Here is a 15793-nt window from a genome sequence, read left to right on the forward strand (position 1 = left end):
CAGCTCCATTTACATGCGGAACACGCCGAAGCGGCTCGGCTCGATGGGGGCGTTCAGCGCGGCGGACAAGGCCAGGGCCAGCACGTCGCGGGTCTGCAACGGGTCGATCACACCGTCGTCCCACAGGCGCGCGCTGGAATAGTAGGGGTGGCCCTGGGTTTCGTACTGGTCGAGGATCGGCTGCTTGATCGCCGCCTCTTCTTCAGCGCTAAAGCCCACGCCGGCGCGCTCAGCCTGCTCGCGCTTGACCTGCACCAGCACACCGGCCGCCTGTTCGGCGCCCATCACACCAATGCGTGCGTTCGGCCACATCCACAGGAAGCGCGGGTCATAGGCGCGGCCACACATGCCGTAGTTGCCGGCCCCAAAGCTGCCGCCGATGATCACCGTGAACTTCGGCACCTTGGCGCAGGCCACGGCGGTGACCAGCTTGGCGCCATGCTTGGCAATGCCGCCGGCTTCGTACTTCTGGCCGACCATGAAGCCGGTGATGTTCTGCAGGAACAACAGCGGAATGCCGCGCTGGCAGGCCAGTTCGATAAAGTGCGCGCCTTTTTGCGCGGCCTCGGCAAACAGAATCCCGTTGTTGGCCAGGATCGCAATCGGGTAGCCGTGCAGGTGCGCAAAACCGCACACCAGGGTGGTACCAAAAAGTGCCTTGAACTCATCGAATACCGAGCCATCCACCAGGCGCGCGATCACTTCGCGCACATCAAAGGGCTGCTTGGCGTCGGCCGGGATCACGCCATACAGCTCTTCGCTGCTGTACAACGGCGCCACGGGCGGGCGTTGCAGCAACTCGCCCTGTTTGCGCCAGTTGAGGTTGGCCACGCTGCGTCGGGCGAGCGCCAGCGCATGTTCATCGCTGTCGGCATAGTGGTCGGCCACGCCGGAGATCTTGCAGTGCACATCGGCACCGCCGAGGTCTTCGGCACTCACCACTTCACCGGTCGCGGCTTTTACCAGCGGCGGGCCGGCAAGGAAGATAGTGGCCTGGTTACGCACCATGATCGCTTCGTCGGCCATCGCCGGCACGTAGGCACCACCGGCCGTGCACGAACCCATCACCACGGCGATCTGCGGGATGCCCTGGGCACTCATGTTGGCCTGGTTGAAGAAGATCCGCCCGAAGTGCTCGCGGTCGGGAAACACTTCATCCTGGCGCGGCAGGTTGGCGCCGCCGGAGTCCACCAGGTAGATGCACGGCAGGCGGTTCTGCTCGGCGATGGTCTGGGCGCGCAGGTGTTTTTTGACCGTAAGCGGGTAGTAGGAGCCGCCTTTCACCGTGGCGTCGTTGGCGACGATCATGCATTCGACACCTTCCACGCAGCCGATCCCGGCGATCACCCCGGCAGCCGGCACGTCTTCGCCGTACACCTGATGGGCGGCCAGTTGGCTGAGTTCAAGAAACGGCGAGCCCGGGTCGAGCAAACGATTGATGCGCTCGCGGGGCAACAGTTTGCCGCGCGACGTGTGCCGCTCCTGGGCCTTGGCGCCGCCGCCCTGCTGCACGTGGGCGAGCAGGGTGTGCAGGGCGTCGACCTGTTGGCGCATCGCCGCGCTATTGGCCGCAAACTCCGCCGAGCGCGGGTTGAGTTGGGTGTGCAAGGTGGCCATGGTGCGCTCCTTCAGCGGGTTTCGTTGAAGAGTTCGCGACCGATCAGCATCCGGCGGATCTCACTGGTGCCGGCGCCGATCTCATATAGCTTGGCGTCACGTAGCAGGCGCCCGGCCGGGAATTCGTTGATGTAGCCATTGCCGCCGAGAATCTGGATTGCGTCGAGGGCCATTTGCGTGGCACGTTCGGCGCTGTAGAGGATCACGCCGGCCGCATCCTTGCGCGTGGTCTCGCCACGTTCGCAAGCCTGGGCCACCGCATAGAGGTAGGCGCGGCTGGCATTGAGTTGGGTGTACATGTCGGCGACCTTGCCCTGGATCAGCTGGAATTCGCCGATGCTCTGGCCGAACTGTTTGCGGTCATGGATGTAGGGCACGATCAGGTCCATGCAGGCTTGCATGATGCCGGTGGGGCCGCCGGACAGCACCACGCGCTCGTAGTCGAGGCCGCTCATCAGCACTTTGACGCCGCCATTGAGCGCGCCGAGGATGTTTTCTTCCGGCACTTCCACGTCATCGAAAAACAGTTCGCAGGTGTTCGAGCCGCGCATGCCCAGCTTGTCGAACTTGTTGCTGCGGCTGAAGCCTTTCCAGTCGCGCTCGACGATGAATGCGGTAATGCCGTGCGGGCCTTTTTCCAGGTCGGTCTTGGCGTAGATCACATAGGTGCTGGCATCGGGGCCGTTGGTGATCCAGGTCTTGCTGCCGTTGAGCACGTAGCGATCACCGCGTTTATCGGCGCGCAGCTTCATCGAGACCACATCGGAGCCGGCATTCGGCTCGCTCATGGCCAGGGCGCCGACGTGTTCGCCGCTGATGAGTGCGGGCAGGTACTTGAGTTTCTGTTCGTGGTTGCCGTTGCGGTTGATCTGGTTCACACACAGGTTGGAGTGCGCACCGTAGGACAGCGCCACCGATGCCGAGCCCCGGCTGATCTCTTCCATGGCCACCACGTGGGCCAGGTAGCCCAGGCCGGCGCCGCCGTATTCTTCCGGCACGGTGATGCCCAGCAGGCCCATGTCACCGAACTTGCGCCACAGGTCGGCGGGGAACAGGTTGTCGATATCGATCTGGGCCGCGCGGGGCGCGATCTCCTTGCTCACGAAGGACTGCACCTGGTCGCGCAGCATGTCGATGGTTTCACCGAGGGCGAAGTTCAGGGACGGGTAACTCATGGACAGGCACCTTAATGTGAGCTTTGTTGTTGTGGGGAGGACGCCAGGGGAGGGCGCTAACCTTTACGTTAACGTAAGCTTGCGTTACGGCGCTGTCAATCGTAGTTTACGTTTACGTCAACCTACAAAAAAGACAACAGGGGTCGTTATGGATCAACCGAATCAGAGCTACAGCCGTGGCTCTCAGGACAAGACCTTGCTGGCCATGACCATCGGCCAGGCCTTTGATCACACCGTCGCGCAGTATCCCGAGGGCGAGGCCCTGGTGGTGCGCCATCAACAGCGCCGCTACACCTGGCGGCAGTTGGCCGAGACCGTTGAGCTGCACGCCCGTGCCTTTCTTGCCTTGGGCATGCAAGCCGGCGACCGCCTGGGTATCTGGGCGCCCAATGGCGCCGAGTGGTGCATCAGCCAGATCGCCAGTGCCAAGCTCGGCGTGATCCTGGTCAATATCAACCCGGCGTACCGCAGCACTGAACTGGACTATGTACTCAAGCAGTCCGGCTGCCAGTGGCTGGTGTGCGCCGGGTCGTTCAAGACCTCTGATTACCACGCCATGTTGCAAGAGCTGAAGCCTGACCTGCGCGGCATGATCAGCCTCGACCCCAGCCCGCCCCCGGAATTTCTGCCCTGGTCGCAATTGGCCGCGCTCGGGGCAGGCATCCCGCCCGAACAGGTGCACAGCCGCCAGGCCAGCCTGCACTTCGACCAGGCCGTGAATATCCAGTACACCTCCGGCACCACCGGCTTCCCCAAGGGCGCCACCCTCAGTCACCACAACATCCTCAATAACGGCTACATGGTCGGCGAAAGCCTGGGCCTGACCGCGCAAGACCGCCTGGTGATCCCGGTGCCGCTGTATCACTGTTTCGGCATGGTCATGGGCAACCTCGGTTGCATCACCCACGGCACCACCATGATCTACCCGAATGACGGCTTCGACCCGCTGCTGACTCTCACCGCCGTCGCCGAAGAGCGCGCCACCGGCCTGTACGGCGTGCCCACCATGTTCATCGCCATGCTCGATCACCCGCGCCTCGGTGACTTTGACCTGTCCACCCTGCGCACCGGCATCATGGCTGGCGCCACGTGCCCCATCGAAGTGATGCGCCGGGTCATCAGCGAGATGCACATGAGCGAGGTGCAGATTGCCTACGGCATGACGGAAACCAGCCCGGTGTCCTTGCAAACCGGGGCGGACGACGACCTGGAACGCCGCGTGACCACGGTCGGGCGCACCCAGCCGCAGTTGGAAAACAAGATCATCGACGCCGACGGCAACACGCTGGCGCGGGGTGAAATCGGCGAGTTATGCACCCGTGGCTACAGCGTGATGCTCGGCTACTGGAACAACCCCGACGCCACCCGCGAGGCCATCGACGACGCCGGCTGGATGCACACCGGCGACCTGGCGAGCATGGACGCCCACGGCTACGTGTGCATCGCCGGGCGCAACAAGGACATGATCATCCGCGGCGGCGAGAACGTGTACCCGCGTGAGTTGGAGGAGTTTTTCTTCACCCACCCAGCAGTGGCGGATGTGCAGGTTATCGGCATTCCGGATGCACGTTACGGCGAAGCCATCGTCGCCTGGGTCAAGTTCCATCCAGGGCATGTGGCCAATGAGCTTGAGTTGCAAACTTGGTGCAAGGGCCGCATCGCACACTTCAAGACGCCCAAGCACTTCAAGATCGTGGACGAGTTCCCGATGACGGTGACGGGCAAGATCCAGAAATTCCGCATGCGCGAGATCAGCATCGAGGAGCTGCGCGACGACCGCTGAAACGGGGTGCATGTCTACGGCTCTGCGCTGAACCGTGGTGCCTAAAGTGGCGGATTATTTCGCCACTTGAAGGCCACGCCCATGACAACCCCCTCCATTGATCCCCCCGTGCGTCCGGTTGGGGACGAACAGAGTCCCCACTGGCAGGTGATCCGGGACAACACCCCAAGCTGGTATACCGATGCGCTGGATGAGCGCAAAACTGAATTGGCCGGGTTGGCGCTGAGTATTCCCGACTGGTACAAAAATGCCTCGTCGACGGCGAAGGACCGCATGAGGTCGGTCCATGTGCGCAGCAGGCGGTCCTTGAATCAACTCGATCAGATGTTCAGGGACTTCAAAGGGCCGGCAGCCTACGCCGAGCCGTTGTTGGCGGCCGCGATTGAGAAGAAACTCGGGCAACGGTTGGATACCAGGACGGTATTTTATGCCCGCAAGATGGAGCAGAGAGAGTGCGACATCGAGCCTGAGGAGGTCTCGACGAGCCAGGCCAGCCCCTTGGCTGCGCAGTTCTATTTCTACCGGGGTATCAGCCTGCTGGAGGCAGCGCTGAACAACTTCACCGCACAGGAGGCGGCTGAGTCGGTGTGCAAAGACTGCCACCTGATCACCCGTTACAACTTTCACGGGTACCCCAGCGATAAGTTTCATCCGCTTGCAAACGTCAAGTCGGTCAAGCTAGCCATTGAACCCCATGCGTTTGCCAAGCTGTGCCGCGAGCTCGACCTGGGCAACACTTACTACGAGTACGTGCGCACCTTCATCAATAGCCTGATCCGTACCACCACCACTGAAGCAGGCATTGGCAAACTCTACAGCACCTTGATTGTCAGTCATCGAAACCAGTTGGAGCTGGCCGCAGAGATTGCCTTGATGAAGGGCGATATCCAGCCCGACGGCCACCAAGTGATCTTCGATCTGTTGCGCAGCCAGTCGCAGGTCAAATGGGCAGGGGAGGCGGTCAAGTGTTCGCCGTTTCGGCTATTCTCGTTTGTGCTCGAGAATATTCTGATCATCGGTCCGGTCGTGTGGCAGGCACATTCGAGAGGGGCGGATCTCATGCCCCGAGCGTGCTTGGTCTATATCCCAGGCGACCCCCTTCATCCGCTCAAAGCCTATGACACGATCAGCGCTTTTACCGACCACCTGACCACGCGCCTGTGTCGTGTCGAGTACCGCACCTTCTTCAGCCAGTTCGTGCCGCTGGCCAGCCAGGATGCATTCTTCACGAGGCTCAAGGCTTCGCTGGATCCGAGCGCGCTGCACGGCACCGCCCAGGACTTTGACCCGGCGCAAAAAGGCCGGGTCAATCATCAGGGCAGCTACGCGCTTGCATGGGGTGATGTCTGGGCGGACTGCGCGATTCAGCGTATACGTTCGCTCGTGGCGAATGCCCGCGCAAGTGTGGTGTCGACACAGGACGTCGACGATCGGGTCTACAACGCCTGGCTGTGGTCGTTCGGCAGTACGGCGCTGGATATTCTCAACCTTGCGTCGTTCGTGGTGCCTGTGCTGGGTGAGGTGATGCTGGTCGTCGGCGCCGTGCAGATGGCTTACGAGATCGGCGAAGGCATTGAGGCCTGGTCGCAGGACGACACCCAAACGGCGTGGGCGCATTTTTCGGCGGTGGGGCTCAACCTGGCTGGGTTGGCGGTGCCAGCCGTGTTGTCGGCAACCAAGGACGCCGCGCTGATCAAGCGCCTGGTGCAGGTAGAGTTCGGTGGGCGTAGGCGTCTTTACGCGTTCAATCCCGCGCACTACCTGCACAAGATCAACCTGCCCGACGGACACCGCCCCAACACACAAGGCTTGTATGCCCACGACGCAGGGTTATACCTGCAGGCAGCGGGCGGCGGCTACTACAAGCTCCAGGCCAGCAATCGCTCTGACGAATTCAGGCTGCTGCACCCCGATGGCGATTCACGTTATGCCCCCCGGATTCGCCACAACGGTGAGGGCGCATGGGTGCATGAGTTCGAACAACCCTTGACCTGGGATCGCAAGACCCTGTTGCGCCGCATAGGCCATAGCGTGGATAACTTGAGCGATAGCCAGTTGGAGCAGGCCAGGGCGTTCAGTGGTGTGTCGGACGACGAGTTGCGTCGGGTGTTCATTGAGCATCAAGCGCCCGCGCCGCTGTTCAAGGATATGCTTCGGCGGTTTGAATGCGCTGGCAGGCACCAGGCATTTATCGACCGGTTAAGGCACCCGGACCCTGAGGTGTTTTCTCGCGTCGACTGGTTCATGCAAGTCCAGGTATTGATCGAGAGCGGGATGTGGCCAGAGTCACGTGTATTGGTGGCGCTGGATGCAAAGGGCAACCCGATATGGCGTTCAGGTGTACCGAGCGATGCAAACCAAGTGATCACACTGGAACATGAGCAATTGCAAAGTGGCCTGCTGTTTCCGTCGTTCATCAAGCAGTTGACGGAACCTGAAATTCGCCGATTGTTGGGAGAGCAGAGGGTTACAAGGGAAGCGATGGCCTTTCTGTTTCTTCAGACCCGAGACGTGATACAGGATACGGCTGCTGCGGGCCAGGTGCAGGAGGGCAATGAGGTCGATCCACTGATGCAATACCTGCGTACACCATTGGCAAGGGTCGTGCGATACCGGGATTGTTTGCTGGAAGCCGCCGAGAGCACCCGAGGCACGCTGTTAAATCGCGAGATCTCGGCCGGTGAGGTTTCCAGTGATGCCAACGTGCAGCTGCTCCAGCGTAGCTTTCCAGGCTTGCCCAGGTTAGCGGCTGAAGAAATTCTGAGCCATGCCAACAGTCAGGAACTGGCACGCATGCAGACCCCATCGCGTGTGCCGTTGCGCCTGGCCGAAGAAGCGCGAGGGTACTTGCAGAAGGCGCGCGTGATGCGGGCACAGGCCGATCTGTTATTCGACAATCAACTCACCCTGGACAGCGTGCACCTGGCACTGCACAAGATGGCCGCGCTGCCTGAACTCCTGGACGGCGTGTGCATTGAGCTTCGGTCGGGGGCCTACGACGGCCCTTTGCTGGACCGGGTGGGAGACAGTAGTGCCCCCCGGCAACTGCAGCTTATCCACACCGACATGAAGACGTGGAAACTCTGCAGCGGACCGGGGAAAATTGAATACTGGCGAAGCGACAAGGACGCCTTTTTCAACGCGCTCTGGATGGCTAGCAGTGGCAAGTTCACCAGTTGGCCGCAGTTCAATGCGGCTGCGCAACGGCTCAAGCGCAAGCTTGCGCAGCAGCCGCTGAGTGAGCCGGTGAGTCGACGTGCACTGGGCTTGCAGGCGATCAAGCCCGGTTTCAAATCCCCCATGCGCCTGGCGGATGGGCGCGTGGGTTATCCGCTCAGCCCGGTAGGTGGCGCCGTCGAACGTCCGTTAGCTTGCAAGAGTGCTGCGATGGCGCTCTATCCAACAAAGTCCATGGAAGAGGTCGAGACCCTGCTTGGCCTTCAACAGGCCAGTGACGCCGTTCTGCTGGCAAAACTGACCGAGCTTGAAGCGGAATTTGCCGCATTGAACAAGACGCTGCTCGAGTGGCAACAGCAAGGGGGATCAGGTTATGCGAGCGCCCGGCGCAGAGTCTCGGGTACCCTCAAGGCGGCTTGGCGCAGGGCCTCTGCGCAGGCATTTGCAGGGGATGGGACACCAATCGGCCATGTGCTGGACCTGTCGGATGAGGTGATCGGCGAGTTACCGGCGATCAGCGCAAACATGGATCACGTAGGCAGTCTGTTTTTACGCCGGATGGCGCTTTCAGACAGCTCCTTGCCTTTTCTGAATGCATTCGGCGGGCTGCGCTGGTTGAACATGAGCAATAACAACCTGACGCAACTGCCGACGTTTGCGAACGAGGGGGTGGGGCTTACCAAACTCAATTTGAGCGGAAATGATATCCAGTTGACCGACCAAAGCCGTCGGCGCCTGGAGGGTATGCGGAGCCTGAAGATACTCAATCTTGGCAATAATCCCCGCTTGGGGTGGCAGGCCGATCTGCGTGGCCTGCGCAACCTGAACCAGCTTTACCTGCCCAATACAGGTACGGTCAGCTTTCCCGTCGGTGCCGAACAATTGCCCTATCTGGCCCGTACCGATCTGCATGACAACCGGATCAGGACATTGCCTGAATACGCCTATGAGCATCCGGATCGCGTTATTGTGCACGGCAATCCGGTATTGGCAGCCGCCCAGGTACAACTGGGTGAGCACGTGACGGTCGATGAAGCGCGTGGTTTGTGGTTGGGCGCGTCGTCGATCGGTGACTCGGCGCGGCTGGGTGTGATCTGGGATGAACTCAGGGTCAGTCTGAGTTCGGATGCTTTTTTTGCAGTGGTGGCCGACACAACCCGCAGTGCCGAGTACGCCAGCGCGGTGACTCGCCCAGCGCTGGCCGAGCGGGTGTGGGGCATGCTGGAGGCCGCAAGCGAAAGCCAGGCTATTCGCGAGGCGTTATTTACCGTGGCCGACGATCGAGTGACCTGTGGTGACGGCAGTTCGGTCGAGTTCATGAACCTTGAGCGTGAGCTGCTAGGGGCAAAGGCACTTGAACTAGCCGGAACGGAGAATGCCGAAAGCACGCTGATCGAAACGGCCAGGACGTTGTACCGTTTGATGCTGGTAGACGACATTGCCCTACGGGACGTTGCGGCAAGAGGCCCTGGATTTACCGAGGAGGTTGAAGTTGTCCTGGCTTATCGCGTACGGCTTGCAGAGCGGCTGGCGTTACCGGTCCTGTCCCGGGACATGTTGTTTCCCCAGATGGCCAATGTAAGCCCGGAGACGATCGACGCCGCGTATGCACAGGTGCTCAGGGGCGAGCGCAATCCGGCTGCCGAGGAGGCTTTTTTTGTCGGGTGCCTGTTCTGGGAGAAACACCTTCGCACCCGCTACTCTCAAGCGCTCGATGCACTGATGGCACCCGGTCGCGGGTTGCTGGGAGAGAAGAGCGAAGCGTTATTCGAACTTTCGGATCTGGAAGGTCAACGGGATACCGCTGCTGGCCAGGACGCAATAGAGCAATGGCAGGCAAAGCACGCTGAGGCCGCCGACCGGGTGGCCCGCCTGTTTGGCGCACGCAGGGATGAAGTGCTGGTGAACGGCGCGATGCCGAGTGCTTTTTACAAGCGGGAGCTCGATCAATTGGGGGTGGAGCGGCAAATGCTGGAGCAAAACTCGCTGAAAACCTTGACGCGCACTGTATTGAACAACGTTGCGGCGGTGAGCGGGACATCGCTCTGAGGGAGGGGCACACAGCACAAAGGGGACCCGAGGGTCCCCTTTAATGTGCCGTTGCGTGCTCTTTTTTTATTATTGAGGGGCGGTCTATTGTTGTTTTTGGCAACCGTTACCCTTTACCGCTGTTTTTGGCGACCCCCATCCGGGGTCAAGAGCAAACGTATTTTTTTGAGCGCTGATCTGCTTCTTCGTGAACGATCCAACCAGTGGGTAGCTACCTGAGGTAGTTTTATTTTTCTCTAACCGGTTGCGGGTTTCGGCACGCCGTACCCTGCGAAGCACATCTTCTCCAAAAAAATCTGTTAGCTGCGTCTCTGCCGTGTTGTTTTTGTTATGTCAGAGTCGTTTCGTCTTATTTTTATTAGGTTTGGTGCTTTTTATTCTTGTTATGCCATAGAGATAGCAGAACCCGTGCCAACTTTTAAAATTCCTTTAAAATCAGTGAGATAACTTTTGTGTAGGGAATGGCCTACGGCAAATACGACAAAATATGTTCCCGTGTTACTCGATGTGTAGCCGTGCGGTAACACATTGTCACGGCTAAGCGACTCAACCGGCGTTACGCGCCTTCGCTACACGCGATCCTGTAGGCCGGCCCAGCACCGTGCTGATTTGCTGGCCCGCGCCAATCAATGCCTCCAGGTCGATTCCTGTGTGGATACCCAGGCCGTCGAGCAGGTACAGCACGTCTTCGGTGGCGACGTTACCGCTGGCGCCCTTGGCGTAGGGGCAGCCGCCGAGGCCCGCGATAGAGCTGTCGAACACCGTGATTCCTTCCAGCAGGCTGGCGTAGATATTCGCGATGGCCTGGCCATAGGTGTCGTGGAAATGCCCGGCCAGCTTGTCCCGTGGCACCTGCGCGGCGACCACCTCGAACAACCGCCGCGTCGCGCCCGCCGTGCCGGTGCCGATGGTGTCGCCGAGGGACACCTCATAGCAGCCCATGGCATACAACTCCCGCGCGACCGCCGCCACTTGCTCCGGCGCGATCTCACCCTCATACGGGCAACCCAGCACGCACGACACATAACCGCGCACGCTGACCCCGTGCTGCCTGGCGGCCGCCATGATCGGCGCGAAGCGCTCCAGGCTTTCGCTGATGGAGCAGTTGATATTGCGCTGGGAAAACGCCTCGGACGCCGCCGCAAACACCGCCACTTCCTTTACGCCGGCCGCCAATGCGTCCTCGAACCCGCGCAGGTTCGGCGCCAGTGCCCCGTAGGTCACGCCGGGCTTGCGCTGGATCTGCGCGAACACCTCGGCTGAACCCGCCATCTGCGGCACCCACTTGGGGGAGACGAAACTGCCGACTTCGATATAGCTCAGGCCGGCCGCGCTGAGGGCGTCCACCAACTGGACTTTGTCCGCCACGCTGATGGGGTGGGCTTCGTTCTGCAGGCCGTCGCGCGGGCCGACTTCCACCAGGCGTACGTGTGAGGGGAGGGACATGGCAGTTACCTTCGTGATCAATGGCCAGCCTGGCGCATGGTGTGGGCCAGGGCCTGGGTGCAGCGCTCTTCGGCGGTGTCCAGTTCCAGCTTCATCTGTTCGATATCCAGCAGTTGCTGTTCCAACTGCTCGCGGCGCTCGGTGATCTTCGCCAGCATGCTGTTGAGCTGCACGTGGTTACCGCTGGTGGGGTCGTAGAGCTCGATCAACTCGCGGCATTCGGCCAGGGAAAAGCCGATGCGCTTACCCCGCAGGATCAGCTTGAGGCTGACCTTGTCGCGCGCGGAGTAGATGCGCTCCTGGCCCCGGCGTTCCGGGGCCAGCAGGCCTTGTTCTTCGTAGAATCGAATGGCGCGGGTGGTGATGTCGAGCTCGCGGGCGAGGTCGGAAATGCTGTAGGTGGTGCTCATGGCGGCGCTCAAGAAAGTCTTGGCGTTAAGCTAATGGCAGGTTGACGTAAACGTCAAGCGAATCACTGCAGGAGCCGGCTTGCCGGCGATGGTCGTCAACGATGACGCAGCCAGCCCGGACAACTGCGGTGACTGTGCGTTTTTCGCCGGCAAGCCGGCTCCTACAGGGAGGGCAATCTCAGGATTGTTGTTTGTCGAGTTTCTTTTCGTGCGCCGTCACCTGCTGGCACAGCTCGATCATCTGCTCGCGCATCCAGCGGTTCGCCGGGTCCTGGTCGGTGCTTTCGTGCCAGTACAGGTGAGTTTCCACCGGCGGCACGTCGTTGACCGGCAGGTTGAACCAGTGCAGTTCGTGGCGGCGGGCGAAGCGCTCGGGCACGGTCATGACCATATCGGTCTGCTGCAACACTTGCGAGGCCATCAGGTAATGCTGGGAACGCAGGGCGATCTTGCGCTGGATGCCCATCTTGCCCAGGGCCAGGTCGACGTGGCCCAGCCCGTTGCGGCGGCTGGAGATATGGATATGAGTCAGCGACAGGTAGTCATCCAGGGTCAGCTTGTCCTTGCTGGCCAGGGGGTGGCCCTTGCGCATCGCGCATACGTAGCGGTCTTCCATCAGCTTGACGTGGCGCACCTGCGGGTCGGTGTTCAACGGCGCATCCACGGCAAAGTCCAGGCGCCCGGCGGCCAGTTCCTTGGTGGTCTCGCGGCGTTTGGACAAGAAACTCTCGATCACCACCGTCGGCGCCAGGCGGCGCAAGCGCTGGAACAACAGCGGCAGAATCACCGCTTCGGTGAGGTCAGTCATGCTGATGCGGTAGGTCTTGGCCGCCTGTTGCGGGTTGAAGATGCGGCTTTCCTGCACCGACACCCGCAGCAACGACAGCGCATTGCGCACCGGGCCGATGATGTTCTGCGCCATGGGCGTGGGCACCATGCCCTGGGCGGTACGCACGAACAGCGGGTCGTTGAAGGTTTCCCTCAGACGCGCCAGCGCGTTGGACACCGCCGGCTGGGTGATGCCGACAATCTGCCCGGCGCGGGTCAGGTTGGCTTCGGTGTAGATCGCGTCAAAGACGATAAATAGGTTGAGGTCGACCTTGCTCAGATTCATTTCGTAGCGCTCTTATTGTTAGGTGGCCATACGTCGATCATATATCGGTGATGAATGTTAATACACGCCGAGAATAGGCTAGGTAAATTATCAACGCTGTTCTAGCATCGATTGCATGACCTAAACAACCTCTCAGAGAAGGGAGCTGCTCATGGATTTCGCCTATTCGCCCAAGGTTCAGGAACTGCGTGAACGCGTCACTGCGTTCATGGATGCTTACGTTTACCCGGCCGAGCCGGTGTTCGAACGCCAAGTCAGCGAAGGCGACCGCTGGCAGCCCACCGCAATCATGGAAGAGTTGAAAGCCAAGGCTAAAGCCGAAGGCTTGTGGAACCTGTTCCTGCCTGAATCCGAACTGGGCGCCGGCCTCACCAACCTTGAATACGCGCCGCTGGCTGAAATCATGGGCCGTTCCCTCTTGGGGCCGGAGCCGTTCAACTGCTCCGCCCCCGACACCGGCAACATGGAAGTGCTGGTGCGCTACGCCAACGAAGAGCAGAAGCAACGCTGGCTGGAGCCGCTGCTGCGCGGCGAGATCCGCTCGGCGTTCGCCATGACCGAGCCGGACGTGGCATCTTCGGACGCGACCAACATGGCCGCCCGCGCCGAGCGCCAGGGTGACGAGTGGGTGATCAACGGCAAGAAATGGTGGACCTCCGGCGCCTGCGACCCGCGCTGCAAGATCCTGATCTTCATGGGCCTGAGCAACCCGGATGCGCCGCGCCACCAGCAGCACTCGATGATCCTGGTACCGGTGGATACCCCCGGCGTGAAAATCGTGCGCCCGCTGCCGGTGTTCGGCTACGACGACGCGCCCCATGGCCACGCCGAAGTGCTGTTCGACAATGTGCGTGTACCGTACGAAAACGTACTGCTGGGCGAAGGCCGTGGCTTTGAGATTGCCCAGGGGCGTCTTGGCCCAGGCCGTATCCACCACTGCATGCGCTCCGTCGGCATGGCCGAGCGCGCGCTGGAATTGATGTGCAAGCGCTCCGTCAGCCGTACCGCGTTTGGCAAACCACTGGCCCGCTTGGGCGGCAACATCGACAAGATCGCCGACTCACGCATGGAAATCGACATGGCGCGCCTGCTGACGCTGAAGGCGGCGTACATGATGGACACCGTGGGTAACAAAGTGGCGAAAAGCGAAATCGCCCAGATCAAGGTAGTGGCGCCGAACGTAGCCTTGAAGGTGATCGACCGCGCGATCCAGATTCATGGCGGTGCCGGGGTGTCCAACGACTTCCCGCTGGCCTACATGTACGCCATGCAACGTACCCTGCGCCTGGCCGACGGCCCGGACGAAGTGCACCGCGCAGCGATCGGCAAGTTCGAGATTGGCAAGTATGTGCCTAAAGAGCTGATGCGCAGCGGCCAGTAACACCGCGTCGCCTGCAATCGCGGGCAAGCCCGGCTCCCACAGTTGACCGTGTTCTCCTGAACAACTCGGTCAACTGTGGGAGCCGGGCTTGCCCGCGATGAGGCCAGTACCAGCAACACAAAACCCAATGCTCAGTACACCCAAACTTCCACTCGCCGATTCTTGATCCGGCCTTCATCCGCCGTATTCGCCGCCACCGGCATCTGCGCGCCAAACCCGCGAATATCCCGCAGTACCACACCGTTTTTTACCAACTCCCGGCGCACTGCCATCGCCCGCAACTTCGACAGCAGCGCCGCTCGCTGCGGGTCATCCTTGGCATCACCAAAGCCCACCAGCGACACCTGTTTGTCGAGCTTGCCATGGCTCTTTATATACGCCACCACCCGCTGCAGATCCTGGCGCGCCTTGTTGTCCAGGCTCGCACTGCCTTCCTCGAAGCGAAAATTCACGGTCAGACGCTGTGCCTCGCGGGCGATAGCCTGATAGTCCTCGGGCATCGAAGTACGGGGCTCCACGGCGATCGCCTGCACCTGCTGGGCGATAAACCCGCTGGCCGCGACAATCGCCTGGCCCTTGCTGCTCTGGGTAAAGTCCACCAGTGCCTTGGCCCACGGGTTGCGCGCCGACGGCGGCAGGTAGAAGAACAAGCGGCGGGACAGCGGGTAATCCTCGGTGGCGATCAAGCTGTTCAGCGGCAACATGGGTTGTGAGTCGCCATCCACAATCGCCACCGCCTTGGCCTGGCGCACGTAGGGCAGGCCAATAAAACCGATGCCCTGGGGATCCCGGCTGACGGCATCGGACAACTGCTCGCTGGACTCGAAGCGCTTGGCGGAGGGCGCCAGCGGTTTGCCGCGCAGGCGCAGCACCAGGTCCTTGAAGGTGTCGTAGGTGCCGGATTGGTCATCACGTGCGTACACCTGAATCGGCCCGCCGACGCCGCCCACGGCCTCCCAGGTACTGGCTTCGCCATTGAAGATCTGCGCCAGTTGCTCGGTGTTCAGGCTGTTCAACGGGTTTTGCGGGTTAAGGATGATCGCCAGGCCGTCGATGGCGATCACCTGCTCGGCTTCGGGGCTTTTCAGGTCGCCGAGGGGTTCGAGGTCGACCAGTTCGCTGTCCTTGATCGGGCGGGACGAAGCCGCCAGGTCGGCGGTGGATTTTTTCAGCGCCGTGAAACCGGTGCTGGAGCCATGGGCCGCGACCTCGATGGTGACGGTCTTGCCCTGGCGCGTCTTGCCGACCACGCGCTGTTCATTGGCGCCTTCGGCCGGCTCACTGTGCACGGCCTGCAGGCCCTGGTGCTCCATCAAGCCTTTGACCAGCGCGGGACCCAGCGCTGCGCCAATGGTGTTGGAACCCTGGATGCGCAATGCAGGGCCTTGGTCGGGAGCGGGTAGGGGGGCAGCAACAGAAACGAGGGGTAACAGGGTCAGCAGGAACAGAACGCGCAGCCTCATGCCGCCACCTTCTCAAGCCAAAGGGAGTGCTGCGAGAATAAGTCAGGCAGGTTGCATAAATATGACTCAACGGTAGGAGCTGGCTTGCCAGCGATGTCGGCCCGACAGCCGACCACAATCCAACTGTCACCCCGCGATCCAAAAATGTGGGAGCTGGCTTGCCTGCGAAGGCGGCCTG

At 61.1% G+C, this 15793-nt stretch carries 9 protein-coding genes; 3 read left to right on the forward strand and 6 right to left on the reverse strand.

Going from position 1 to position 15793, the window contains the following annotated elements; translation table 11 throughout:
- Positions 1 to 9: 9 nt before the first annotated feature.
- Positions 10 to 1617, reverse strand: coding sequence for a carboxyl transferase domain-containing protein (locus CWC48_RS21720; RefSeq protein WP_099492926.1), 1608 nt, complete (start codon positions 1615 to 1617; stop codon positions 10 to 12).
- Positions 1618 to 1628: 11 nt separating this feature from the next.
- Positions 1629 to 2792 carry an isovaleryl-CoA dehydrogenase gene (locus CWC48_RS21725; protein ID WP_078049243.1) on the reverse strand — a complete coding sequence of 388 codons (1164 nt, stop codon included), beginning with the start codon at positions 2790 to 2792 and terminating at the stop codon, positions 1629 to 1631.
- 148 nt (positions 2793 to 2940) lie between these two features.
- Between CWC48_RS21725 and CWC48_RS21730 the strand changes: the two genes are divergently transcribed.
- Together CWC48_RS21730 and CWC48_RS21735 are read left to right on the forward strand one after the other, a co-directional pair.
- Positions 2941 to 4575: an AMP-binding protein gene (locus CWC48_RS21730; RefSeq protein ID WP_099492924.1), complete on the forward strand. Its 1635-nt coding sequence runs from the start codon at positions 2941 to 2943 to the stop codon at positions 4573 to 4575.
- Positions 4576 to 4656: 81 nt separating this feature from the next.
- A complete protein-coding gene (locus CWC48_RS21735) occupies positions 4657 to 9801 on the forward strand; it encodes an NEL-type E3 ubiquitin ligase domain-containing protein (protein WP_100490281.1) in 5145 nt (1714 codons plus the stop codon).
- Positions 9802 to 10347: 546 nt separating this feature from the next.
- Here the strand turns inward: CWC48_RS21735 and CWC48_RS21740 are convergent.
- The 3 genes from CWC48_RS21740 to CWC48_RS21750 form a co-directional block, all read right to left on the reverse strand.
- Positions 10348 to 11247 (reverse strand): hydroxymethylglutaryl-CoA lyase, encoded by a 900-nt coding sequence (locus tag CWC48_RS21740; RefSeq protein ID WP_100490282.1) that lies wholly within the window; start codon positions 11245 to 11247, stop codon positions 10348 to 10350.
- A 17-nt stretch (positions 11248 to 11264) separates the two neighbouring features.
- On the reverse strand, positions 11265 to 11657 hold the full coding sequence (locus CWC48_RS21745; protein WP_078049239.1) for a MerR family DNA-binding transcriptional regulator: 393 nt from the start codon (positions 11655 to 11657) through the stop codon (positions 11265 to 11267).
- A gap of 178 nt (positions 11658 to 11835) precedes the next feature.
- Positions 11836 to 12771, reverse strand: coding sequence for a LysR family transcriptional regulator (locus tag CWC48_RS21750; protein WP_100490283.1), 936 nt, complete (start codon positions 12769 to 12771; stop codon positions 11836 to 11838).
- Positions 12772 to 12922: 151 nt separating this feature from the next.
- Between CWC48_RS21750 and CWC48_RS21755 the strand changes: the two genes are divergently transcribed.
- Positions 12923 to 14152, forward strand: coding sequence for an acyl-CoA dehydrogenase (locus CWC48_RS21755; protein ID WP_078049237.1), 1230 nt, complete (start codon positions 12923 to 12925; stop codon positions 14150 to 14152).
- Between the two features lie 131 nt (positions 14153 to 14283).
- Here CWC48_RS21755 and CWC48_RS21760 read toward each other — a convergent pair whose 3' ends face one another.
- Positions 14284 to 15615, reverse strand: a complete 1332-nt coding sequence (locus tag CWC48_RS21760; protein ID WP_099492920.1) for a substrate-binding domain-containing protein — start codon at positions 15613 to 15615, stop codon at positions 14284 to 14286.
- Between the last annotated feature and the right edge of the window lie 178 nt (positions 15616 to 15793).

Source organism: Pseudomonas sp. S10E 269 (assembly GCF_002798465.1).
GTDB lineage: Bacteria > Pseudomonadota > Gammaproteobacteria > Pseudomonadales > Pseudomonadaceae > Aquipseudomonas > Aquipseudomonas pergaminensis.